This window comes from Microcystis sp. (assembly GCF_048564745.1).
Lineage (GTDB): Bacteria > Cyanobacteriota > Cyanobacteriia > Cyanobacteriales > Microcystaceae > Microcystis > Microcystis ichthyoblabe_A.
On sequence record NZ_JBLZRT010000175.1, the window covers coordinates 1 to 24,236 of the forward strand.

23 protein-coding genes are annotated in these 24,236 nt (G+C 43.1%); 10 read left to right on the plus strand and 13 right to left on the minus strand.

From position 1 onward, the window contains the following. The first annotated feature begins 405 nt into the window (after positions 1–405). Positions 406–975 carry a TIGR04376 family protein gene (locus ACOCD9_RS18870; RefSeq protein WP_419548168.1) on the plus strand — a complete coding sequence of 190 codons (570 nt, stop codon included), beginning with the start codon at positions 406–408 and terminating at the stop codon, positions 973–975. A 163-nt stretch (positions 976–1,138) separates the two neighbouring features. Here the strand turns inward: ACOCD9_RS18870 and ACOCD9_RS18875 are convergent, their stop codons facing one another. The 4 genes from ACOCD9_RS18875 to ACOCD9_RS18890 all read right to left on the minus strand — a co-directional run bounded on the left by ACOCD9_RS18875 (position 1,139) and on the right by ACOCD9_RS18890 (position 5,332). Further along, positions 1,139–2,785, minus strand: a complete 1,647-nt coding sequence (locus tag ACOCD9_RS18875) for a DUF3685 domain-containing protein (protein ID WP_419548169.1) — start codon at positions 2,783–2,785, stop codon at positions 1,139–1,141. 58 nt (positions 2,786–2,843) lie between these two features. Then, positions 2,844–3,284, minus strand: coding sequence for a Fur family transcriptional regulator (locus tag ACOCD9_RS18880; RefSeq protein WP_002763863.1), 441 nt, complete (start codon positions 3,282–3,284; stop codon positions 2,844–2,846). Positions 3,285–3,715: 431 nt separating this feature from the next. Further along, complete coding sequence (locus ACOCD9_RS18885) at positions 3,716–4,039, minus strand: hypothetical protein (protein ID WP_419548170.1); 324 nt, start codon at positions 4,037–4,039, stop codon at positions 3,716–3,718. A gap of 822 nt (positions 4,040–4,861) precedes the next feature. After that, the gene (locus tag ACOCD9_RS18890; protein ID WP_002733042.1) at positions 4,862–5,332 is read right to left on the minus strand and encodes a DUF29 domain-containing protein; all 471 of its coding nucleotides are present in this window, start codon (positions 5,330–5,332) and stop codon (positions 4,862–4,864) included. 178 nt (positions 5,333–5,510) lie between these two features. Here ACOCD9_RS18890 and ACOCD9_RS18895 point away from each other — a divergent pair, with 178 nt between their 5' ends. From ACOCD9_RS18895 to recN, 3 genes are all read left to right on the plus strand, one after another. Then, positions 5,511–6,569 carry a DUF2157 domain-containing protein gene (locus ACOCD9_RS18895; protein ID WP_419548171.1) on the plus strand — a complete coding sequence of 353 codons (1,059 nt, stop codon included), beginning with the start codon at positions 5,511–5,513 and terminating at the stop codon, positions 6,567–6,569. 87 nt (positions 6,570–6,656) lie between these two features. Beyond that, positions 6,657–7,337, plus strand: coding sequence for a two-component system response regulator RppA (rppA, locus tag ACOCD9_RS18900; protein ID WP_104397134.1), 681 nt, complete (start codon positions 6,657–6,659; stop codon positions 7,335–7,337). Positions 7,338–7,394: 57 nt separating this feature from the next. Further along, complete coding sequence (gene recN, locus ACOCD9_RS18905) at positions 7,395–9,122, plus strand: DNA repair protein RecN (protein WP_419548172.1); 1,728 nt, start codon at positions 7,395–7,397, stop codon at positions 9,120–9,122. 3 nt (positions 9,123–9,125) lie between these two features. Here recN and ACOCD9_RS18910 read toward each other — a convergent pair whose 3' ends face one another. Both ACOCD9_RS18910 and ACOCD9_RS18915 read right to left on the minus strand, forming a co-directional pair. Beyond that, positions 9,126–9,767: a Uma2 family endonuclease gene (locus ACOCD9_RS18910; RefSeq protein WP_419548173.1), complete on the minus strand. Its 642-nt coding sequence runs from the start codon at positions 9,765–9,767 to the stop codon at positions 9,126–9,128. 24 nt (positions 9,768–9,791) lie between these two features. Then, positions 9,792–10,433: a Uma2 family endonuclease gene (locus tag ACOCD9_RS18915; RefSeq protein WP_002782814.1), complete on the minus strand. Its 642-nt coding sequence runs from the start codon at positions 10,431–10,433 to the stop codon at positions 9,792–9,794. 121 nt (positions 10,434–10,554) lie between these two features. Here ACOCD9_RS18915 and ACOCD9_RS18920 point away from each other — a divergent pair, with 121 nt between their 5' ends. After that, positions 10,555–11,712: an NAD(P)/FAD-dependent oxidoreductase gene (locus tag ACOCD9_RS18920; RefSeq protein ID WP_419548174.1), complete on the plus strand. Its 1,158-nt coding sequence runs from the start codon at positions 10,555–10,557 to the stop codon at positions 11,710–11,712. 264 nt (positions 11,713–11,976) lie between these two features. Here ACOCD9_RS18920 and ACOCD9_RS18925 read toward each other — a convergent pair whose 3' ends face one another. Continuing rightward, complete coding sequence (locus ACOCD9_RS18925) at positions 11,977–12,252, minus strand: hypothetical protein (RefSeq protein WP_002732855.1); 276 nt, start codon at positions 12,250–12,252, stop codon at positions 11,977–11,979. 301 nt (positions 12,253–12,553) lie between these two features. Here ACOCD9_RS18925 and cysS point away from each other — a divergent pair, with 301 nt between their 5' ends. Next, positions 12,554–13,996, plus strand: coding sequence for a cysteine--tRNA ligase (cysS, locus tag ACOCD9_RS18930; RefSeq protein ID WP_419548175.1), 1,443 nt, complete (start codon positions 12,554–12,556; stop codon positions 13,994–13,996). On the opposite strand, the gene ACOCD9_RS18935 is transcribed toward cysS, so the two are convergent. Then, positions 13,979–15,508 (minus strand): glycine betaine ABC transporter substrate-binding protein, encoded by a 1,530-nt coding sequence (locus ACOCD9_RS18935; RefSeq protein WP_419548176.1) that lies wholly within the window; start codon positions 15,506–15,508, stop codon positions 13,979–13,981. The genes cysS and ACOCD9_RS18935 overlap by 18 nt on opposite strands. Before the next feature lie 118 nt (positions 15,509–15,626). On the opposite strand from ACOCD9_RS18935, the gene ACOCD9_RS18940 reads away from it, so the two are divergent. Together ACOCD9_RS18940 and ACOCD9_RS18945 are read left to right on the plus strand one after the other, a co-directional pair. Next, the gene (locus ACOCD9_RS18940; RefSeq protein ID WP_419548177.1) at positions 15,627–16,631 is read left to right on the plus strand and encodes a CHAD domain-containing protein; all 1,005 of its coding nucleotides are present in this window, start codon (positions 15,627–15,629) and stop codon (positions 16,629–16,631) included. A 12-nt stretch (positions 16,632–16,643) separates the two neighbouring features. Then, on the plus strand, positions 16,644–18,077 hold the full coding sequence (locus tag ACOCD9_RS18945) for a bifunctional orotidine-5'-phosphate decarboxylase/orotate phosphoribosyltransferase (protein ID WP_419548178.1): 1,434 nt from the start codon (positions 16,644–16,646) through the stop codon (positions 18,075–18,077). 257 nt (positions 18,078–18,334) lie between these two features. On the opposite strand, the gene ACOCD9_RS18950 is transcribed toward ACOCD9_RS18945, so the two are convergent. The 5 genes from ACOCD9_RS18950 to carA all read right to left on the minus strand — a co-directional run bounded on the left by ACOCD9_RS18950 (position 18,335) and on the right by carA (position 21,647). After that, positions 18,335–18,631 (minus strand): DUF1816 domain-containing protein, encoded by a 297-nt coding sequence (locus tag ACOCD9_RS18950; protein WP_419548179.1) that lies wholly within the window; start codon positions 18,629–18,631, stop codon positions 18,335–18,337. Between the two features lie 112 nt (positions 18,632–18,743). Continuing rightward, positions 18,744–19,610 (minus strand): 23S rRNA (guanosine(2251)-2'-O)-methyltransferase RlmB, encoded by an 867-nt coding sequence (gene rlmB / locus ACOCD9_RS18955; RefSeq protein WP_419548180.1) that lies wholly within the window; start codon positions 19,608–19,610, stop codon positions 18,744–18,746. A 43-nt stretch (positions 19,611–19,653) separates the two neighbouring features. Beyond that, on the minus strand, positions 19,654–20,070 hold the full coding sequence (locus tag ACOCD9_RS18960; RefSeq protein WP_002734315.1) for a Mini-ribonuclease 3: 417 nt from the start codon (positions 20,068–20,070) through the stop codon (positions 19,654–19,656). Positions 20,071–20,073: 3 nt separating this feature from the next. After that, on the minus strand, positions 20,074–20,424 hold the full coding sequence (locus ACOCD9_RS18965; protein ID WP_002763884.1) for an STAS domain-containing protein: 351 nt from the start codon (positions 20,422–20,424) through the stop codon (positions 20,074–20,076). Positions 20,425–20,498: 74 nt separating this feature from the next. Continuing rightward, complete coding sequence (gene carA, locus ACOCD9_RS18970; protein ID WP_419548181.1) at positions 20,499–21,647, minus strand: glutamine-hydrolyzing carbamoyl-phosphate synthase small subunit; 1,149 nt, start codon at positions 21,645–21,647, stop codon at positions 20,499–20,501. A 197-nt stretch (positions 21,648–21,844) separates the two neighbouring features. On the opposite strand from carA, the gene ACOCD9_RS18975 reads away from it, so the two are divergent. Beyond that, positions 21,845–22,732: a helix-turn-helix domain-containing protein gene (locus ACOCD9_RS18975; protein ID WP_419548182.1), complete on the plus strand. Its 888-nt coding sequence runs from the start codon at positions 21,845–21,847 to the stop codon at positions 22,730–22,732. A gap of 545 nt (positions 22,733–23,277) precedes the next feature. Then, on the plus strand, positions 23,278–24,057 hold the full coding sequence (locus ACOCD9_RS18980) for a pentapeptide repeat-containing protein (protein WP_419548183.1): 780 nt from the start codon (positions 23,278–23,280) through the stop codon (positions 24,055–24,057). Positions 24,058–24,236 lie beyond the last annotated feature (179 nt).

A 24,236-nucleotide genomic window follows, 5' to 3' on the forward strand; every position in this document is an offset into this window, starting at 1 on the left:
CCTTATCCTGACTTGATTTCAGTTTTTTCTTTGTCAGTAAGGGTGTCAACAAGGAATATTACAAATTGTTAACCGAGTCTTGAAAGCCTTGTGCTACAAAGGTTTGAAATGTTAAGAAAGATGTGACTAAAGGACAGCTTATTAAGGGGGGACTAAGGGGGGATCGGCACCCCCCTTATCAAGGGGGGAAGGGGGGATCGAACCTAAAATCCATTTTTAATTTAATTATAACCAGCTACTTAGTTTTATTATACTGGTTTCCCCGTCCCTAACCGGCAGCCGAATAACATTTTTGTACTACTTTTCCCAAATATATTTAAACCTAGGGTTGATCTAGCCTATGCTAAAAAGAGGGGGATTAAAATCGCTCCTAGACTTTAATTGCAAATTTAGGATACTGCACAGATGGGCAATCTATTTGATGATGTCAGTCGCTTTCTTGAAACCCAACTGGAAGAATTTCTCAGAAGTCATCCCCAATTAGAATTACAGGCGCTGGTGGAACAACTGCGCGAACAGGAGCGCGATACTGCTAAACTGATTAGCGCCCTAGAAAATGAGCGTCAACGTCTCGAACAGCAAATTTTGGCCACTGCCCAAGATATCCAAACTTGGCACGCTAGAATTGATAAGGCTAAGGCTGCCGGACGGCAGGACTTGCTTAAGGCTGCTAGTGAACGCGAGGCGGCCCTCTTCCGTGAGGGTAATCAACTTTGGGGACGGATGGAAGGGGTGAAAAAACGTCTGAGTCAATCCCAAGAGTTACTGCAACAGATCCAACAACGTCGTCAAGAAGTGCAAATTAAAGCCGAAAAAGCCCCTAAAAATCAGTCGCGTGACTGGGAAACCACTTTTTGGGATCAACCCCAAGAATCGGACTATCAGCGCTCGAACTACGATAATCTCGATCTAAAATTTAAAGAATGGGAAATGGAAGAAGAATTGAAAAAATTAAAGCGAGAAATGGGACGATAATTACTGTTAAGTATCTAAGCACAATTAATTACACATCTAAGCCACTACTCCGTCAGACTTCTGCTGTGAGTAAACAGTGAACTGAAAACTAAAATCCGATCCCTAATAGCTGTATCCCGTCTCCTGTCTCGACTAGGAAATTAATTTTGCACGACTACTTAATTCATGATCCCTTTTTACCTTTGACTTCCTGCCAAGTGTTACCGACTCCCTGTAAAACCCCGCGAACTACTAAACCAATACCGCGACCGATAACTTGGATAAGAATATAGACTACTCCCTTACCCACCACCCGAAAAAAAGCGCGTAAACGAGGAGATAAAGAGTCTCTTAATTCTAAGGCGATCGAAACTAACCAGGGTATGCCTGTTAAACTATTTAATTCTTCCTGTCGAGGGGAATAAATGGCTAGAGATTGGATTTCTCCCTCGCTATAGTGAAATAATTGATATTGACTTTCAAAGATATCTTTAGGTTCTTGCCAGTATTGTTGCCGTCGGTATTTCCAAGATAATTCATTGCGAATTTTAGCTAATTTTCTGGCGATGAGAAATTCTGACTGGTAAAGTTTTTGTTTGATTCTTTCCGATTCCGAGAAGTTATTGAGAATAATTACTGTCACTGCATTGGCAATATTATGAATGAGATTTTGCAGGAGAATTTCGGCTCTGGCGATGGTTTCAGGAGCATTAGCCCGGTATTCTACTCCGTCAATAGTTAAACTATTTTCGTACACTAAATAGGAAAATAAGTCAAGAGCAAAAGGAATTTTATTGAGGATTTCTGTTTGAATTGCCTCTCTTTCTTCCAGAATAATTTCGTTAAGTCTGCCTTTACTAATTTCGTCATAAACCGAGGCATTAATTTCTAAAAATTTACGCGTAACTTTCTCCCAGATATCGTAAATAATCAGATTTAAGCGACTGGTTAATTCCCCGATGCTAATCTGTAAATATCTGATTTCATCGACATTTTTACGAATTTCATCGAGAACTAAATACAATAATTCCCGTTGCCGATTATCCTGTAAAACATCGATTTCAAAACTAATCTTTGTTCTATTAATTAAAGGCGATCGAATGACCGCTAAAGTGGACTCAAAAACCGCAGAAACACAGAGGGGACGCTCGCGGCTTAAAATTGGTAATTCCCGATCGATATTGTTAATTATTACCGGAGGTGTCGCTGAAGCTGAATTGTAATAGCTACCTTCCAGGGGAATTAGTTTTCTCACTAGCCATAGGGCTGCTAAAAGTTCTCGTTTTCTTCCCTGCCAATAAAAGCGATCAAAGCCGGATAAAGACTGTTGATTGAGATGGAGATCAATTAAATGTAATTCACTTTCGATGCGATTTAATCCCGTTTTGCCGGCAGTGATTAACCAATGGCTAGGAGCTAAACTTGAACGAGTAGCAATGGTGAGAGCAGAAGGGGCAACATCGTGGGTTTCATCTCGGGAAATTTGCCCTAAAATAGTGATAAATTGCTCTAGGTTTGTGCCTTTGGGAATATAACCAGCGATGCCTAATTCTCTGGCGATTAGTTGCTGTCGGGAATCGAGAGGAAAGGTTAATAAAACAATTTTACTTTCGGGATAGCGAGAGTGGAGAATTTGACAGTAAGACCAATCAAAGAGAGGATCGATAATAATAATTTCGGGGGAGGGATTCAGAGTCAAAGCGAAAATTGTTTCTAAATCCCCTTCGGTGACGATACTAATATTTTCTATCTGCGACAAGGCCTGCACCAGACCCAAGCGGAAAATCGGGTCATTATCGATGATAATTAGGGTGAGAGGGCGATCGATCACAAGAGTTGCAGCCTGTCAACGGATACTATTCACAGGGTCAATTATACAGTGATCTGGCTCATTTGTTTTCTTTATAGCCATAGAAATCGATGCGATAATCGGTAATTTTTACCCCCGTCGATGCCTCAATCTGTTTAATTAATTCCGGGGGAAGTTGGATATGCACATCGATGATTTCTTGACTGTCCAGACAATTGACGTGACTGTGAGAATCGCTGATGTTGCCGTAGAGTCTGCCGTCCCAGCGTTCCACAGATTCGATAATTCCTTGACCCGATAGGGCCTCTAGGTTTTGGTACACTGAGGTATGACCGATGTTCTTTCCTTGCAGATTGAGACGATCATAAATTTCTCTCGCTGATAGGTGTTCCTGCGCTTGCCACAGCAATTCTAAAATATAGCGACGCTGACGACTAACCCGCATTCCTAAAGTTTGACACCTTTCGATCGCATCTTCTAAACACCGGATCGGTTTTTGTTTTACCTCCAAATTGTCCATAGTTGTATCCGTTGACCTCCGCCCTAATACATAGTCATTACCAGTTTAGCTTAGTCTTTCGATCGATGTCCACATTGCCCCAGTTTTTAGCCCCTCTTCAAACTGAGATAAAAAATCAGCAGCGCCAGATTCGAGTAGATTTGCGGGCGAATGAGTGAAACCAACCACTCCAGACAGAAAGGACACAAAGATTGATCGCTACTATATAAGTTACACTGATCACACAAAGAATAAGAGAACCAACCATTTACTTATCTATATAAATAGGATTGAATATTTCCATAAAAAATCCTCTTGAAAAATATTTTGATCAACCTTAACCTTAAGGGGTACATTAATTTATTTTTAGGGCCATGGCCACCAAATCGCCAAAATTATTCGAGTCATTGCGGTCATAGACCGCAATGACTGTCACTACTGTTGGCCTCACCCTAGCCGCTGCTTCTGGTGCTAGTGCCGCAACAGTGTTCGGTTTCCAAGACGCTTACGATCCCATTAATTGGACATTTACCAATAGTAATGCCGACGGGTTCGTCAATACCGGCGGCGCTCCCGCGTCCATTAGCCTGACTGGGGGGGACAATTTTTCTTTCAATTCTGGAACCACAAACTACACCACCACTGCGGCTGCGGCTGGGACGGTGACGTTTGATTGGAACTATTCGACTAATGATGGGCCTTTCTTCGATCCCTTCGGATATCTGCTCAACGGCAGCTTCATCCAAGTAACTGACGATGGGGGAGGTGTTGTCCAAAACGGGACATCGACGTTTAACGTCCTAGCTGGCGACAGCTTTGGTTTCCGTATTTTCACTAGAGACAACGTCGGCGGACGGGCTAGTGTGACGATTTCTAACTTTTCTGCCCCGATTCCCGAACCGTCAACTGTGCTGAGTTTGCTGGTACTAGGAGGCTTAGGCGCTGGACTGAAGTACCTTAAGCGGAATTGATATTCCAAAAAACAGGGGACTAGGAGTTGACCTCTCCTCCTAGTTCCCAACTTGATTAGCTGTTGACTGTCTGCGAGTGCCGGAGTTTGGAGCGGGGAGAGTTGCACAATTCTGGCTTTAAGTCAATAGCCTTTACAAAACTTCAAAAATTGCAACATAAAAAAATTTCATCACTGGCGGCTTTTTTTGGGCAAGAGTATCAACACAGTCCCCTCATTGTCTTGGTTTTGCGTTGATTTAAGGTTTAATGCTCAAACTAAGCCCGCAGCATACCACGATCATACCATATTATTAAATGTAGGCAACCCCGATTTACAGCCAAATTTTGGCAAATTCTGGGAAAATCAAAATCTTGTAACTTACTTGTTACATTTAACTAATCGCCCCAAATATTTAAATATTTTAATTTTTTACCTTAAATTTATAATTTTTACTTATTCTTGAAGGCTGATTAACTAGGGTTGGGCAAAAAAGCTTGTAAGCTCTATTTTAAGCTCTATTTAAAGTCAGTCGAATCGCTTAGTATCGGGAAACAGATGTGACTTGTATAGCTTCCCAATTTTTGAGATTTGAAGACTTTTTAGAAGCATTTTGAATGGGTCTTAGCCGATGGATTAATATAAATTATCAGCCATAGAAATCTTCGTCAAGAATCTGTTCTAAGGAAAAAGGGCAGTCTAAGGGATATGCTTCCTCTGGAGGAATCGCAATTCCAAAGTCAGCCAATTTACTTTCCTTGATGGCAATTTTGCGACCTTTAGGATAGGTTTTATCGATGGCGATTGCTAGATGAGATTTCAAAGAAGGGGTGTTTTCTAGTAAGGCGACAACTCGTTCCCTGTGTTCGACAATGGAGCTATACCAGCTAGATTTCATGCTTTCAGGGGCGGAGGATTGTACTTTTAATTTCAGTAAATGAGCCAGCAAAATCATTAAATTTCCTTCCAAGGCATTTTTATCTGATTTACCCAATTCTTTTAACTCCTCAACCAAATGAGATACATCTAATGCCTGAAAATCTCCTTGTTCTAACTGACCTATTGTTGTTATCAGCCATAATTGAAAATCTTGTTCATAGAGTTCTGATTTAGTTATCATGATGGCTTCGATAATAGTTAATCTAGACTGAATTATACTCTATTTTGCAGATTTCGGATGTTGCAATCGGTAAATGTTAAGTTTTACTACAGGATTTAACATCTGCGCCTATGCCCTATTCCCTTATCCTTAGGATAAGCGGTTAAAATACATCTTAGCTTAAGGACTAGACAATATTATGAGACTAGAAAGAGAAGATTTTGATTGGGCGGTACAACAAAACCTAATTACTGCCAGCCAAGCTGAAAATTTATGGACGGCTTTTTTATCCCGTTATCCCCAAGAAGATGAAGTTAATCGCCCTCGCTTTAATTTTGCTAATGTGGCCTATTATTTTGGGGCATTAATTGTTATCTCTGCCCTGGGGTGGTTTATGAACGAAGCTTGGGAGAGTTTCGGTGGTGCAGGACTATTTTTTATCGCCCTGTTTTATGCAATTTGTTTTATTTTCACCGGTAAAAATCTCTATTTTCAGCAAAATCTCAAAATCCCCGGCGGCCTTTTATTTACCATGGCAGTGGCAATGACTCCCTTAGCAATCTATGGTTTACAACGCTGGACAGGATACTGGCAAGCCGGATATCCGGGCATCTATCGAGATTTCCATACATGGATTAAAGGCAGTTGGTTTTTAATGGAATTAGGCACGATTATCGCGGGATTAATAACTTTGCGATTTGTTAAATTTCCTTTTTTAACTGCACCGATCGCCTTTAGTCTGTGGTATATGTCAATGGACTTAACCCCTTTGCTATTTGGAGAGAACGAATATACATGGAGAATGCGACTGTGGGTATCCTTTTGGTTTGGAATTGCCTGTTTGATAACTGCCTATTTAATTGATGTACGTCAGCGCCGTAGTCGGGGTGATTTTGCTTTTTGGCTGTACTTATTCGGATTAATTATGTTTTGGTTTAGTTTATCTCTCCTCATCGATGATAATGAAGCGCAACGATTTTTGTACTGTCTAATTAACTTGGGATTGATGTTATTATCCGTCCTGCTAAAAAGAAGATTATTTGTGGTTTTCGGAGGTGTCGGAGTATTTGCCTATCTTTCCTATCTCTCCTATCGTATCTTTGCCGATTCAATTTTCTTTCCCTTTGCCCTAACCGTCCTAGGACTTGGTATTATCTATATGGGAATTTTGTACCAGCGTCATTACCCAACCCTAGCTAGATTTATTGAAAGTTATATCCCTCTCGAATGGCGCAATTTATTACCCAAAGATCGATAATTAGGAGAAATGGGGATATGGGGAAATGGGGAGATTCAACTAAAAAACCCCAAAACCCCAAAACCCAACACCATCTTTTTTACTTTTATGAAAATACTTATCGTTGATGATGAAAAAGAATTAACCGAACCCTTAGAACAAATTCTTGCTCAAGAAGGCTATGAAGTTGATATTGCTGATAATGGTCGGACGGGGTTAGAATTGGCACAAGAGAATAATTATGACCTCTTAATTCTCGATTGGATGTTACCCCAGCAATCCGGATTACAAATCTGTCAATATTTACGCAATCAAGGGGACACCACTCCCGTTTTATTTCTAACCGCTAAGGATACCATAGATGATCGAGTGGCGGGATTAGATGCCGGTGCTGATGATTATTTAGTCAAACCCTTTCAACTGCGAGAATTATTAGCGAGAGTCCGTGCTTTATTGCGTCGTTCTCCCAATTTTGAAGCTAGTAATAGCAGTAAATTAAAATGTGCTGATTTAGAACTCGATAGCGAAAATCAAGTGGCCTATCGTCACGGTCGCACGATCAGTTTATCAGCAAAAGAAATACAACTATTAACTTTATTTATGACCCATCCGGGTCAACTTCTCACCCATGAACAAATTTATCAGCATCTCTGGTCAGAAGGGGAGCAACCTAATAGTAATGTGGTTCCTGCCCTGATGCGCTTGCTGCGTCGTAAAATCGAAGCGCCTGGAGAAACACCTCTAATTAATACTGTCTATGGGAAAGGCTACCGTTTCGGGGAAAATTAGGGAATGCTGAAGGATAATGAGAATAGCAACTGATTACCGATTACTGATTAGCGATATATGTTATCCTGCCTACAAATTGAAAATTTTACCCTCATCGATCGCTTAGAATTAACTTTCGGCAGCGGATTAAATGTACTGACCGGTGAGACGGGGGCAGGAAAATCGATTATATTAGATGCGATCGATATTGTTCTCGGTGGTAAAGTCAATCATCGCGTCATCCGTCAGGGAAGCCAACAATCAACCCTAGAAGCGACTTTTTCTCTAACTCCAGAATTAATTGCTTGGCTAGAAAGTCAGGAAATTGACCCATTAGAAGATAATAGTCTGACCATCAGCCGGGAATTAGTGATTACTAATAATTCCTTGCGTTCTCGTTCTCGCATTAACGGAGTCGTCGCTAATCGCCAACAAATGGCGCAAATAAGATATTTTTTGGTAGAAATCACCGCCCAAGGTCAAACAGTTCAGTTAATGGACGCTAATCGACAGAGGGAATTATTAGATCTCTACGGGGGTGAATCGCTGCTGCGGCAGCGGGAAAAAGTAGCCACAGCCTACGTTAACTGGCAAGAAAGCAAGAATAGTTTAAACAATAGGTTGCAATCGGAACAAAATCGCCTACAAAGATTAGATTTACTAGAATATCAACTAAAAGAACTAGAATCAGCCAATTTAACCGCTGCTGACGAGTTGGAACAGTTGGAACAGGAAAGAAACCGACTCTCCCACGGTGTCGATTTGCAAAATTCCAGCTATCAAGTCTATCAACTACTCTACCAAAACGATCGCGATCAACCCGCCGTCGCCGATTTGTTAGGAAAAGCTGAAAATATCTTGACAAATATGATGGTTTATGATAATAGTTTAGAGCCAATTTTAGAGATGGTGCGATCGGCATTAAATCAGGTGGTGGAAGCGGGACAGGAAATCAACGTTTATGGGGATAGTCTAGAGGCAGATCCGGAGAGATTGAACGAGATAGAAGAGAGAATCGTCCAACTTAAGCGCATTTGTCGCAAGTATGGCCCAAGTTTAGCCGAAGCACTCGATTATTATCAGAAATTACAGCAGGAATTAGCGGAGTTGACGGGAGAAGGACAATCGATTGAAGAATTAGAAAAAATTTGTCAGCAACAGGAAAACATCTATCGAGAAACTAGCACCCAGTTGACCTTTTTGCGACAAGAAACCGCTAGTCAACTAGAAAAACAATTGGTACAGGAATTAAAACCTTTAGCCATGGAAAAGGTGATTTTTGTCTGTCGGATTGCTCCGGGTAATCCTAGCAGTCTGGGAGTCGATCAAGTGGGATTTTATTTTAGTCCCAATCCCGGGGAAAAAATCCAACCTTTATCCAGTACCGCTTCCGGAGGAGAAATGAGTCGTTTTCTCCTAGCGTTAAAGTCCTGTTTTTCCCAATCCCAATCGGCAGCAGCAACCCTAATTTTTGATGAAATTGATGCGGGAGTATCGGGAAAAGTTGCCCAAGCAATTGCCGATAAATTAGATCAATTAGGTCAACAATATCAAGTTTTATGCGTTACCCATCAACCCTTAGTGGCTGCTTTAGCTGATCACCATTTTCGAGTTTATAAACAAATGATTGCCGAAGATAATTCCACTAATCTCTCGGAAATTCGCACGGTTGTCCGGGTTACTTCTCTCGATAATCGTCAGACGAGAAGGGAAGAATTGGCACAATTAACGGGAGGAAATTCGGCAGCAGATGCCCTCGCTTTTGCCGAGTCTTTATTGGAGAAAGCGGCTGCTAAAAAACAGTAGGATTTAACCTTGAAATTGACTGATTAACCAAAGTCCCACCTGACTTTGATCTCTGGTGCGTGCCTGTTGTAAAGCTGACTCTAAAACCGCAAGTTTTAAATTAGGTAAAACCTTTGATATATCAATTCTTTTGCTACCTCGATCGATTATTTCAAAGGCGAATATTTGAGGATCATCTACCTGAACACTCCAGTATTCACTAACCCCTAATTCTTCGTAGAGTAAGCGTTTATTACCTAAGTCATCATTAAGGGTAGATTTTGAGATTTCAATGACTAAATCTGGTGGGGGATACTGATTTAAATCAATAATCGAAGTACCGTAGGGAATCAGATTAGCTTTCTCGGCAAAATAATAAGATATATCCGGTTGAACTTCTCGATAACCAGACCTGCGAAAACTGCAATTATCTTTGGCACTAAAGGCCAGATTTTTTAGGGTAGCATAGAGACTAACAGCGAAGATCAAAATAGCATGATCGCTGGCATGATCGTTACCAATAGGAGTCATTTCTAATCGATAATAGCCATTGTAATAATAACTTTTTCCTTGATTTTCTGGGAAGTTTTTAATTGCTTCTAAGTATTCTTTCCAAGTAGCTTTAATCCATAAATCTGTCGAGATAGTAGTTTCTAGCTGTTGCATAATCTTAGCCTCGATTTTATGGGGTTAACCTTGAAATTGACTGATTAACCAACGTCCCACCTGACTTTGATCTCTGGTGCGTGCCTGTTGTAAAGCTGACTCTAAAACCGCAAGTTTTAAATTAGGTAAAACCTTTGATATATCAATTCTTTTGCTACCTCGATCGATTATTTCAAAAGCGAATATTTGAGGATCATCTACCTTAACACTCCAGTATTCACTAACCCCTAATTCTTCGTAGAGTAAGCGTTTATTACCTAAGTCATCATTGAGGGTAGATTTTGAGATTTCAATGACTAAATCTGGTGGAGGATACTGATTTAAATCAATAATCGAAGTCCCATTTGGTATCAGATTCGCTTTCTCTCCTAGATAGTAAGATATATCTGGCTGCACTTCTCTAATTCCTCTTTTGCGATAGGAACAAGTGGGGAGTCCTTGAAAAGGAATTTCTTTGAGGATAGCGTAGAGACTCACCCCCAAAAAGACAACATGATGATCTCTAGCGTGTTCAAATCCAATAGGAGTCATTTCTAATCGATAATAGCCATTGTAATAATAACTTTTTCCTTGATTTTCTGGGAAGTTTTTAATTGCTTCTAAGTATTCTTCCCAACTACCTCTAATCCATCGGTCAGTTATCCCCCTAGTTTCTAACTGTTGCATAGTTATCCCATCCCGCTTTCAACTTTTTCTATAATTATAGCAATTATTGATCAAATCAGAACTAGGGAACCGAGCAAGTATAATGATAGAATAGATTAATTGAGAAAAAATAAGCCCAATTATGACCACAACTTATGATTATATAATTATCGGTGGAGGTATCACCGGTTCCGCCTTAAGCTATGAACTAGCCAATCTAGGCAGTCGAGTCCTCTTATTAGAAAAAGAAACCCATCCCCTCAACGCCACTTTCTACAGTTACGGGGGTTTAGCCTATTGGTCGGCCACCACAGAAATCCAGAGAAAATTATATCAAGAAGGTCGAGAAATTCAGCGCAATTTATCCCAGGAATTGGGCATAGATAACGAATACCGGGACCTAGAGCTAATTCTCACCGTGAACCCCGAAGATGATCCAGCCGCTGTGGCCGAAAAATTTGCTATCTTTGCTATTACCCCCGAAATTCTCGATCCGCAGGCAGCGATCGCTTTAGAACCTCTATTAAATCCCGCAGCTATCTCCGGAGTTTTACGACTGCCCCACGGTCACATCAACGCCGAAAAAACTAATCTTGCCTATCAACAAGCTTTTCTGCGTCTGGGAGGCACGATTATTCGGGAAGCTGTCATCGAATTAATTGAAACTGCATCGAGAATTACCGGCGTAAAAACTCCTAAAAATAATTATTCTGCTGGGGAAACTATCGTCTGTGCGGGGGGATTAACCCGGTCTTTACTGCAAAAATCCGGTATTGCTGCTCCCGTCTATTTTACCCATGCCCAGGTGATCAAAATTCCCCCCACTGAGATCAAATTAAACACCCTAGTTATGCCCGCAATTCCTGCCAGATTGATATTAGAGCAAAAAATCACCCAACTAGAAAAGCAGGGCATTTGGCAGAGAGAAACCCCAGAAATAATTGCCAGTGTTTTAGAAACGGGAGCGGTACAATTCCGGGATCAAAGTCTTTATCTAGGGCAAATTAGCGCCATTATCACCGATCCAGGCGCGATTTTAAACCCTGTGGCGGGGGAAAAAGCAATACGCGCCGCCGTGGGGACATTGCTGCCCTCTTTAGCCTCTCTCCCCGGCAGCTGTCATCATTGCCTAGTGGCCTTTGCCCCCTCGGGACGGCCTCTAGTGGGAGCGATCGCCGATAAACTGGGATTGCAGGTATTTTCTGGTTTTACCAGTACGCTTGTATCGGCTCCGCCCCTAGCCCGACGTTTTGCGCGTCATCTGCTCGGGGAAAATGACGAGATAATTAGGGTTTGCTGAAAAAGTTTTTCGTGGGGACAGGGTGTGGGGTGTGGGGTGTGGGGTGTGGGGTGTAGGTTTTTACCCATTTTCATCTGGTAAATTACCTAATTTTCAGGGAAAAAGTCCAGGGATTTTCCCCCCGATCCCTCCCATATCTGGGACTTTTTGATTGACCAAAAGTCTAAAAGTCTTACCCAACAAGGTTTTTAGATTTATTTAGCAAACCCTAATTGCTAATTGACAAAAGTTAAGAGAGAAATTAACTGATGGTTGCAATTAATCCTAATCGACTTTTTCCAACTGCCAAAGAATTTGGTTTCCCTCGCGTCTGACCCGGGAGATTACCCAATTTCGCCACGGCCAATGGTCGCCGCGACTGGTAACAGCCCCTGGATTAATATCCATTAAATCGGCCACTTCGGCACTGGTAATCAAATAACCGCGATTGGCCACTTCATCGGCAATGCGTAGGGTTTCGATCAGATGTCTTAGCTGGTCAACTCTTTCTCCCCGGGGTAATTGGATTTCATCGCCAGCGCTATTAGGTGGTTCATTCATGGTGATGGTCTGGTCAAAGTTGATTAACAATAAAAATTGTCGGTTAAGGCAAACAATCAAGCTTTCCTCTCGTTATTCTATCGATTCTATCAATAATAGTTGTCATCAAAACAGTCCTATCTCCTTGAATCTTACCGTTACATCTTTACTAAAACCCTAAAAACCTCTTGACAAAAAACACAAAATATAGTAAGGAAATTCAGGGAACGAGGAAAGTGGTTAGCGGTAACTGATAACTGATCACTGATAACTGCTATAAAATTGGACTAGCCTTTTTCCCCAGAAAAAAAATTCCCCCTCCATGACCTTAATCCTCTACAACACCCTCAGTCGTCGCGAAGAACCCTTTACCCCCCTCATCCCCGGCATTGTCTCCATGTATTGCTGCGGCATTACCGTCTATGATTATTGCCATTTGGGTCATGCGCGCACCTGTGTGGTTTGGGATGTGGTGCGGCGTTATTTAGAGTATCTCGGTTATAAAGTGCGCTATATTCAGAATTTCACCGATATTGACGATAAAATTCTCAATCGGGCTAAAAATGAACATACCACCATGGCAGCCGTGGCCGAGAGATTTATCGAGGCCTACTTTGAGGATATGGCAAAATTGGGAGTCAGACCGGCGGACGCTTATCCCCGGGCCACTCATACCCTCGACGGTATCAAGCGCCTAGTCTATGAATTAGAACAAAAAGGCTATGCTTACCCCAGCGATGGCGATGTTTACTACTCCGTCCGTCGTTTTTCTGATTATGGCAAACTATCAGGGCGAAAACTCGATGATTTGCAAGCCGGGGCCAGCGGCCGGGTAGAAACCGACGACCCGGAAGCAATCAAGAAACAAGACCCCTTTGATTTTGCCCTCTGGAAAGGGGCAAAACCGGGGGAACCTAGTTGGGATTCTCCCTGGGGTCAAGGTCGTCCGGGGTGGCATATTGAATGTTCGGCCATGGTCAAAGAACAATTGGGAGAAACTATCGATATTCATGTGGGGGGAAGTGATCTAATTTTTCCCCACCACGAAAACGAAATCGCCCAAAGTGAAGCGGCTACGGGTAAACCTCTGGCCCACTATTGGTTACATAATGGCATGGTTAAGGTGGCTGGGGAAAAAATGTCGAAATCCCTCGGTAATTTCATCACTATTCGCGAGTTATTGGCAAAATATGACCCCTTAGCCGTGAGATTATTAATTTTAGGCGCCCAATACCGCAAACCGATCGATTTTTCCGATGAGGGATTGCAGGCGGCCACTAATGGCTGGCATACTTTACAAGAGGGTTTATCCTTTGGTTATAAGCATCTTCCGCCCGATAATCCCAGAATTACCGACCAAGAGCTAGAAAATCGCTTTCAAGAGGCGGTAAATCACGATTTTAACTTTGCCGGTGGTTTAGCGGTGTTATTTGAAATCGCTAAGGAATTACGCAAGGAGGGTAATAATTTAACCCATGCGGGTAAGACAGACAGCAATCTGGCCCAATTAGCGGTAAAATGGCATACTTTGGTGAAATTGTCTAGGGTTTTGGGCTTAGAAATGGCCGCTGACCAGGGAGAAACCTCTGTTTCTGAGGGAATTAGTGCAGCGGATATCGAAAATCTGATCCAACAACGGACAGAGGCAAAAAAAGCGAAAAATTACGCCGAAAGCGATCGCATTCGCGCGGAATTAAAAGCCCAAGGCATTACTTTAATCGACCAACCCGGGGGAGTGACTAAATGGTTAAGAGAGGGAGACTAGAAATTCTTTGACCACTTCCTCCACTTTGCGATCGCGTCCATCCACCTGATAGTTTAATTTCTGCATAGCTGTGGAGGTAATTTTGCCGGTGAGTTTGGCTAAAACCTGTCGCAATTGCGGATATTTTTGCAAACTATCCCGGTTAAAAATCGGTACCGCTTCGTAGGGAGGAAAATAGCGTTGATCATCTTCTAGGATGACTAAATCTAGCACGGGAATTAAGCCATCGGTGGAATTTCCCGCCACTAAATCCACTTGTTTTTCGGCTAAAGCGCGGTACATTAACCCTAAATCCATCACTTTCGGGGGTCGGGCAAAAGTTAGACCGTAGGTCTTCGCTAATCCCTTGTAACCGTCTTCCCTTTCCAAAAATTCATAACCAAAACCCGCTTGCCAATTGGGGGTATATTTAGCCACCTGCGAGAGAGTTTTAAGATTGTATTGACTGGCGGTTTCTCCCCGGATAACAATGGCGAAAGTATTCTCAAATCCTAAACTGGGAAAGACTTCTAGATTAAATTTTTCTGGATAAATCTCTTGCACCTTTTCAAAGACTAATCGGGCATCGTTAAGGGGTTTTTCTTGCAAAATTCCCGTGAAAGCCGTGCCAGAATACTCCACATAACCGTCGATTTTACCCGCTTTCACCGCTTCATGACAGATCAGAGTGCCACCGAGATTAAATTGACGCTCAACCCGTAAATTCGTCTCTTTTTCGATTTCCTGTGCCAAAATTTCCCCTAAAATCACCTGTTCGGTAAAATTTTTGGAACCGATCACCACTGTGCCGGGGGATGAATGGAAAATTTGAGTCAAGAGGAAAGATAGCAGGGCTAACCCGATTAAACCTAAGCCCCATTGCCATTTAGAGGGCTTTTTCGGACGTTGCGAAGGGGAAAAGGTCTTTTCTAGCCGACCGAGACTCCAATCGGCAACAAGGGCTAAAAAAGCGGCAGGAATTGCCCCCGCCAAAATTAACTGATTGTTGACCGTGGCAATACCGCGAAAAATAAACACTCCCAAACCACCGCCACCGATGGCAGCTGCGATCGTAGCCACACCGATAGCAATCACCGTGGCAATTCTCACTCCTGCCAAAATTGTCGCCCTGGCCAGGGGTAATTCGATATAGCGCAGGATTTGACCGTCGGTCATGCCTAGGGATAACCCGGCTAATTTTAGTTCGGGATCAACTTTTTTGATGCCCAGATAGGTATTTAAAACAATTGGCAGTAAGGTATAGAGAGTTAGGGCAACAATAGCGGGAATTTTGCCGATTCCTCCCAAAAAAGGCACGGAAATTAAAAAACCAAATAGGGCTAAACTGGGGATAGTCTGTAGGGTGTTAACGATCGCTATAATTGGTTGAGCGAGAATAGCTTGACGACTAATCAAAATACCTAGAGGAATCCCGATTAAGCTACCCATAGCCATGGCTATTCCCGTCAAGAAAAGATGCTCTCCAGTGCGAAAAGCGATTTCCCCCGCATAATCTAGCCAAAAACTATCCATAAACTTCTCTTAAAGCTGCTGCTTCATCCTATTGTATAGAATAAATGGGATCTATTAGTTCCAGTCTTTATTTAAAGATTCTATCATCATCTTGACATTATTTCCTCCCTAAAGACAAATGACTAACAAATTTAATCCTCGGGCTAAAACTGTTGCCGATTGGGCCTATATCGGTATTGATAAACATTTTCATAAAGTTCTTAAACATGAAGTTGGGGTTTTACTCGATCAGGATACGGAAGAATTACATCAAATTCGTGTGGGAATGCGCCGTCTTCGCAGTACCTTAACCGGTTTTGCCCCCGCTTTAACCATGCCGAAATCTGCCGATCAAAAACGGGTGGGTAATCTGGGCAGAATTTTAGGAGAATTGCGGGATTTAGATGTGTTAAAAGAGGCTTTTGTCGGCCATTATCAGCCAATTTTGCCCCCGCAAGAACAGGATTTACTAAAGAAAGTTTTACAAGTTCTCGAACACCGAAGGGAGAAGGCTTTTACTAAGGTAGAAAAACTCTTAAAGTCCGATAAATTTCTCAATTTTAAGGCAGATTTTGCCAGTTGGTTGGATAATCCCACCTATCAACCGATTGGAAAATTAGATATTGCCACAGTTTTACCGGACTTATTATTACCGCAAGCGAGTCGCTTTTTACTCCATGAAGGCTGGTTAGTTGGGGTAAATTTAGAGGAAGATCAAAAAGTACGAGAGTTTTCTAGTCAAGAAATTGATTACTTATTGGAAAAAGAAGGATTATTACTGCACGATCTCCGCAAAGAAGCCAAGCGTTCCCGCTATAATATGGAGTTATTTACTCAGTTTTATGGCGACAAATATCAAGAGTACCTAGAAGATATTAAAAACCTTCAAAGTATTCTCGGAGAAATGCAGGATTGTTGTGTTCTCTCGGATTTTCTTAGCCAAATTTTCCCCAATTGTCTTGCCAAGGAAATGCCGACTTTACTAGAAATTTTCCGAAATATCCGTCACCAAAAATGGCAAGAATGGCAACCCCTACAAAAGAAATTCCTTGACGCTGACACCAGAAAAAGTCTGCACCAGACAATTTTACAGCCTATTTTTCGGCCAAATAGTGTAGAATTAGAGACTAATCCAGAATCCTGAGATTAGGAACCGATGAATTTTTTTCAAAAGTTAAACCACGCCATTAGTCAAAACCAGACTCTACTTGTCCTCGGTTTAGATGCTAACCCCGAAATGATGCCCTCCACCCCGGGAGAATTAATCGTTAATTTGGAACGGTGGCTCAAGTTTATTATCGATGAAACTGCCCCTTTTGTCTGTGCCTACAAACCAACTTTAGGCTTTTATCAAGCTTTGGGAGCGGCAGGGTTAGAATTATTACAGCGAGTTTTAACGGCAATTCCCCCTCATATCCCGGTAATTTTGGATGCTAAACACGGCGATATTAATACTAGCAGTGTTTTAGCCGAGACTATCTTTAAAACTTGGCAGGTGGACGCGGTTACTCTCAATCCCTACTCCGGACAGGATCACGTTGCTCCTTTTTTAGTTTACCCCGAGCATGGCGCTTTTATCCTCTGTCATACTTCCAATCAAGGCGCGATTAATCTGCAAGAATTTCCCAGTCGCGACAATCCTTTTTATCTGCAAGTTGTCAAAGAAGCTTGCACTTGGGGAACTCCCGAACAAGTATTTTTAGAAGTGGGAACCACTCAACCAGAGATATTGAAAAAGATTCGCAATTTTGCTCCCGAAAGATTGATTTTATTACGCAGTATTTGGGAAGAAAAAAGTAAATTCTCCGAGTTAATTACTGTGGGTTTAAATAGTCATGGCGAGGGTTTATTAATTCCTGTACCCCAAGACTTTTTATCTCAACCAGATTTGGGAACAAAAGTCAAGGATTTACGAGAGGAAGTCAACAAAATTCAACAAAATCACCAGCAAGAATCGAGCCAAGATGAGACTTGGACTGCTAACGTTTGTCTTTTAAAACAACATCCTCATCAGGATTTAATTCTACAATTATTTGATATTGGCTGCTTGATGTTTGGCGACTATGTGCAAGCATCGGGAGAAACTTTTTCCTATTATATCGATCTGAGAAAAATTATCTCTAATCCTAATATTTTTCAGCAGGTAATTGAAGCCTATGGAGAAATATTAAAAACCTTGACATTTGACCGCATTTCTGGTATCCCCTACGGTTCTTTACCTACAGCTACGGGTTTATCTTTATTATTAAATCATCCGATGATTTTCCCCCGCAAAGAAGTAAAAGCTCACGGCACAAGAAGAGTAATTGAAGGTAATTTTCAAGTGGGGGAAACGGTGGTAGTGGTGGACGATATTTTAATTTCTGGCAAAAGTGCGATCGAAGGGGCAGAAAAGATTAAATCGGCGGGATTATTAGTTAATGATATCGTGGTTTTTATCGACCATGGTGGCCCCGTTAAAGATAAACTTCGTAGCCATGGTTATCAACCTTATTCGGTTTTAACCCTAGCAGAAATTACCGATACTCTCTACGAAGCGGGAAGGCTGACAGAAGCAGAATATAGCTGTTTTTTAAATCGCTCCCATTGATATTTAGCCATCAGTTATCAGTTATCAGTTACCAGTTATCAGTAGGAAAATAGAATATTAAGTGAGCAGTATTACGGTCTTTATCCTCAAGGGGAAGTTTAACCTAATTCGGTATTCATCCTGACTCCCAAAAACGAAAACTTCCTATCTCAGCCTTAAGATAACTGCCATAAGTAGCAGCCTTATGCTGTTTTTTCACTGTTTACTGTTTACTGATCACTGATTACTGATCACTGATCACCGATCACTGGAAATTGTTAAGAAACTTGACTGCGTAAGACCTTTAAGGGATTGAGGAGCTTACCTTCTTCCTTTTCCTCAAAAATAGTTAAATCTTCGGGTTTACAACGTTTTATATGCAATTTAATCCCCTGCGCTCCTTCTGTTTTCAAATCTTCTTCGTAACCAGCTTGAGCGACTTCAGCCTCGTCTTTAGCGAGAAAAGGACCGAAATAATAAGTACATCTGGGATAGTCGGTTTTAATCTCGACCCAGTAGGCTAATCCGAACATTTCCAGTAAGCTAATCAAAAATTCTTTCATTTCGTTCCCCATCTAAATCTACTCTGGTGGTTTTGTTACGTTTGTTTACATTTCGCAAACTTCCTTCCTATTCTATTTATACTTTCTCCTTTTGGCTATTGGGAGTGTCAAAAAATACAGATTTTCAATCGGGGGAATTTTGCCAGCGTTGCCGGTAAACCTCGTAAAGAGCCATAGCCGCCGCCACCGAAGCATTGAGACTGGGGGTTTTGCCTGCCAAGGGGATAGATACCAACTCATCGCAGGACTTTTGGGTTAACAGACTCAAACCCTCTCCCTCCGAACCTACCACCAATCCTATCGCACCCGTTAAATTGATTGTGTGTAAAGATTTACCAGTTTTTGCCGCCGTGCCGTAGAGCCAAAAACCAGCCGCTTTTAATTCCTCTAAAGCACGATTGAGATTAACCACCCTAGCGACGGGTAAATATTCCAGGGCCCCCGCCGCCACTTTCATCACCGTCGATGTCACCCCGGCGGCGCGACGTTGGGGAATAACTACCCCCTGACAACCCATAGCTTCGGCGGTGCGAATAATTGCCCCCAGGTTATGGGGATCCGTAATACCTTCAGCGATGACGATGACGGGGTGGCGACTTTTGCCCTTAGCTTTTTCGATCAGATCGGCTAATTCGATATACTCATAGGGGGACATCTGGGCCGCAATCCCCTGATGATTGGCCTTACTGGTAATCTGATCGAGACGCAGATCGTCCACCTCATCAATTACCGTGCCGTTGGCTTTGGCTTTTTCCAAAAGGGTATGATAACGGGGATCGTAACGGAGTCGATTGACTACCCAAATCCGATTCAGTTGGCGCTCCTCCTCCATGGCCGTTAAAACCACCCGGCGACCGTAGAGCAGATCATCAGCTTCTTGGTTTTCTGGAGTTACTGTCGGGGATTTAGCCAGAATTGGCCCGGTTTTTGACCGCGAGGGCCGGCGAAAATTACTATTATCGGACTTGCTACGAAATGGTCGATCGCTCATGGTTGCATGGATTAAGAGTAAAGTCGGGAATCGTCCCTGAGGGCTATAATTCTAGTTTTTCTAATAGTTGATGTAATCTTGATGGGTCTTGCAGATAAAGATAGCCGAACAGGGTTTCTAAACTGCTGGCCTGCTGATAGACTTGGGCTGTCAGACGACGGCGTTTTCCCGTGACCGCATTGCGTCCCCGGCGCAGAATTTCTTTTTCTTGGTCCGTCAGATAGGGCTGCAGTTGTGCTAAATCTAAAGCCTGTTGTTCGGCCCTGACTTTGCCCACCACCTGAGCGTGATAGTCTCCCAGACGCTGGGGCGGCAGTAAATAATAGGTGCGGATGTATAATTCATAAACAGCATCCCCCAGATAGGCCAGAGAAGCAGGCGATAATCGGTCAAGACCCTCTAGGATTGGTGAACCCTGGCCACTGACCTGTAAGCGAAGTTTTTCGAGAGGAGATTCCACGATTTACGCTTTTTCTAGATATTTGATCGCCGCTTCCAGGGTGGGTTGCAGGGAAAAAAACTTCTCCAATCGCACCAGTTTTACGGTTTGAGTTACCCGGGGATTGGTAACAATTTGTAAACTGCCCCCTTCGGTTTTGGCCTTTTTCACCAATTTTACCAAAGCTCCTAAACCGGAGCTATCGATAAAATCAATCTGAGCCAGGCTAATAATCACATCCTTGGGACCTTCCTCCACATAGCCTTCGATCACCTTACAAAAAGTCGGTTCGGAAAAGGCATCTAAAAGACCCGTCAAACGGAAAATTTGGTACTTATCTCTGACCTCACGCGTGCCTCGCAAGCTGACAGTCAAGTTAATTGCTTCTGGAATAATCGCCTCCTAGCCCTAGGGCCGTAAAAATCAAAACCCTAGTATATCCTAAAAATTTACGACCGATCCTTTTTTGCTTCCCGCATTAAATCAACAAATTGGCCAAACAGATAATCGGCATCGTGGGGGCCAGGACTGGCCTCGGGGTGGTATTGTACCGAGAAAAAGGGCAAAGACTTGTGTTTTAAACCCGCTACGGTGCGATCATTGAGGTTGAGATGGGTAATCTCCACTTGCGGATTTAAAGATGCTTCCTGCACGGCAAAACCGTGATTCTGACTGGTAATTTCCACCTGTTGCTGCAGTCCACAGGGTTGATTTAACCCGCGATGGCCAAATTTCAGTTTAAAGGTTTCTGCCCCTAGGGATAGCCCTAGAATTTGATGACCCATACAGATGCCAAAAGTGGGTTTTTCCCCTTGCAAAAGTTGCTTGGCTAGGGCAATTCCTTCGGTGACAGCCGCCGGATCTCCCGGTCCGTTAGAAAAGAAAATACCATCGGGATTATAGGCGGCGATTTTTTCCGGGGGAGTGTCGGCGGGAACCACGATCACCCGACAACCGTAGCTGGCTAAACGCCGGAGAATATTGCGTTTGATGCCAAAATCGATCGCCACCACCGTTAACGGTTCTTGATCCCTATCAATTGGCGCAAATTCCCAAGCGGACGGGGTGGGAGTCGTCCACTCGTACACTTCCTTGGTGGTTACTTCCTTAACGAGATTTAACCCGGCCATACTGGGGGCCGCCTGCACCAACCGCAGTAAATCATGATAATCGAGTATTTCCGTAGAAATTGCCCCATTCATCGCCCCAACCGAGCGAATTTTGCGGGTCAGAGACCGGGTATCGATGCCATAGATGCCAATAACATGATGAGCGGCCAGATAATCCGGTAGGGATTGGCTAGAACGCCAATTACTGGGCCGGTGGCAGATATTTTTGGCGATCGCTCCTTTCACCTGGGGACGAATTGACTCCTCATCCTCGGAGTTAACCCCCGTATTTCCCAATTCCGGATAGGTAAAAGTGACGATTTGACCAGCATAACTGGGATCGGTGAGAACTTCCTGATAACCGGTCATCCCCGTGTTAAAGACAACTTCGCCGACGGTGGTTCCCTTGGCCCCGAAGGAATAACCCTCGTAAACCGTACCATCGGCCAGAACTAATAAGGCTTTTTGACTAGCAGCACTTGATATCATCGTCAATTTTTTAATCTTGAGTAGTGGTGAGAAACAGAAGTCAAGGATAGACTAGAACAGGGACTAGAAAACGAATTGCTTAGTTTTAATTGGCTAGAGCGTTTTATGATTAAGAGTACGTCCGCTCAAAGACAACAGCTTTCCCTGACTAGCCATCGGCAAAATCCTATCGCTTAAAAAATAACTATATAAGTAATATGAGTCCAAGAAAACTGACTGATGCCACGAAAAAAGAAATTCTTAAGCTTTATCGGGAAACGGAGGCCACCACTTCCACGTTAGCCGAGCGTTATGGAGTGAGTAGTTCTACGGTCAGTCGTTTTCTCAAAAATTCTTTTTCTGGCGAGGAATACGAGCAGTTAATCCAGAAAAAACGCTTGGCCCGTAGTCCTCGTGGCCTCGATGAGGAGGAAGCAGCAGCGGATTTACCGGAAAAAGCGATCGAGGTGATTAGTTTTCGGGCAGCCCACATCGCAGCTAAGGATGAGCAGGCTTTTCAGCAACCGATCGCTGTTGTGGAACAATTAACCCTGTTAATGGATACCTCTTACCCGCCAGAAGCGGATAATTCGGAAGAAACAGAAATTAATGGCGATAAACCCCTAGAAAACGCTAATTTAAACGAGTTTTTCGTCGAAGCTATCGAGGAAGAGGAGGAGGAAGATGAGCTTGACGAGGATTGGGATGAAGAGGAGGATGAAGATGAAGATGAAGATGAGGAGGAGGGGGAACTAGCGGGCAGCTATTTAGGCCCGACTATCGTTAAAACCGCCGAATTACAGATATTACCCCTCTCGGCGGCGGCTTTTCCCAAAACCTGTTACTTGGTGATTGATCGCGCTGCCGAATTAATCACCCGTCCCCTCAAGGATTTTGCCGAATTGGGTAAGGTTCCCCCTCAGGAAATCCAGCAGCGCACTCTCCCCATCTTTGAAAGTCATCGCATCGCTCGTCGTTTCTCCAAGCGCAAGGAAAAAGTGATTAAAGTTCCCGACGGTCGCCTGATCGAAAAAGCTCACGCTCAACTGGAAGCTAAAGGGATCACCCGTCTGCTCATGGATGGTCGTATCTACGCTTTAGAGTAGGGAATTAGCGGGTTAGCAGGGGGTAGGGTGTGGGGTGTAGGGTGTGGGGTGTGGGGTGTGGGGTGTAGGGTGTGGGGTGTGGGGTGTGGGGTGTAGGGTGTAGGGTGTGGGGTGTGGGGTGTTGGAAGAATAAATAGAAATAATCTCCTGTCTCCTGACTCCTGACTCCTGAATACTGAATACTGACTCCTGACTCCTGACTCCTGACTCAAGGCTGACGGCTGACGGCTAAAAAGCTGAATAATCGAGTTTGAACAATAGATAAGTTTTTTAACAAGAGTAGTTTTAGATACTAATTACCCGATGGACTGGGGTAGAATTGGGGAAAACCAGTCAAACTGTTTTAGCCAAGCTATTTAACTATGATTAAAATTAACTTGCTGTTCCGGTTATCTTCTCTTAAAAAATCGATAAAAAACTTTACATAAACTCAAAAGAGAGGCTCGTAAATTTCTCATCTAAAAGCTTAGTGAGTTATCAGACAAAGTTTTTAGGCACTTTTGTTGATTACTTCTTAACCACCATCTTAAAGTAGAAGAAGGGAGATGAAAGTTAATCAGTTACTAAGACTCTACGAACAAGGAGAGCGGGATTTTTTAGGCATTGACTTGATGAGTCTAGACCTACAACAAGTGACTCTGATTGCTGTCAATTTTGCGGCGGCCAATTTGCGCGGAACTAATTTGAGTCGCTCTTTTCTGACTAAATCAAATCTACGGGGAGCGAGTTTGAATTGGGCGAATTTAACCTATGCCAAATTAAGTCAAGCGCAATTAGTGGAAGCGGACTTAACCAAAGCTAATCTCACCGGGGCCTTTATGGTACAGGCAAACCTGCGTAACTCGCGATTAAGTGGGGCGGATCTTTCCCATGCTAATCTCCGGGGGGCGAATTTATGCGGGGCGAATTTATGTGGGGCGAATTTATACTTAGTTAATCTCTTGGAGGCAACCCTAGATAAAGTCAATCTCAATTGGGCTAATTTGCAAGAGGCGCGGTTAAGTGGCGCTAAATGTCGTCAGATTTCCGCAAGGGAAGCCAATTTTAGCGGCTCTTTTCTTAAAGAGGTGGACTTTCAGGGGGCTAATTTAGAAAGGGCTAATTTTAGCGAGGCACGTCTGACGGGTAGTGATTTACGCGGGGCCAATTTAGCGGGTGCTAATCTAGCGGGAGCGCGTTTACAAGAGGTAAATCTACAGGGAGCGGACTTGAGGGGTGCTAACTTGACGGGGACTTGTTTTGAGAGTGTTACTGGTTGCACAGAAACCGCCCAAGAAGATGATATTTTTCCCCTAGACTGGTTTCAGCCTCGTTTTGCTACTTAGGGTTTACGGCAAAAAGTTTTTCGTGGGGGCAGGGTGTGGGGTGTGGGGTGTAGGGTTTTACCGATTTTGAGGTAGTCAGTTACCTAATTTTCAGGGAAAAAGTACCTGAATTTTACCCCCGATCCCTCCAATGGTCGGCACTTTTTGAGGTCAAAAAAGTCTAAAAGCCTTATCCAACA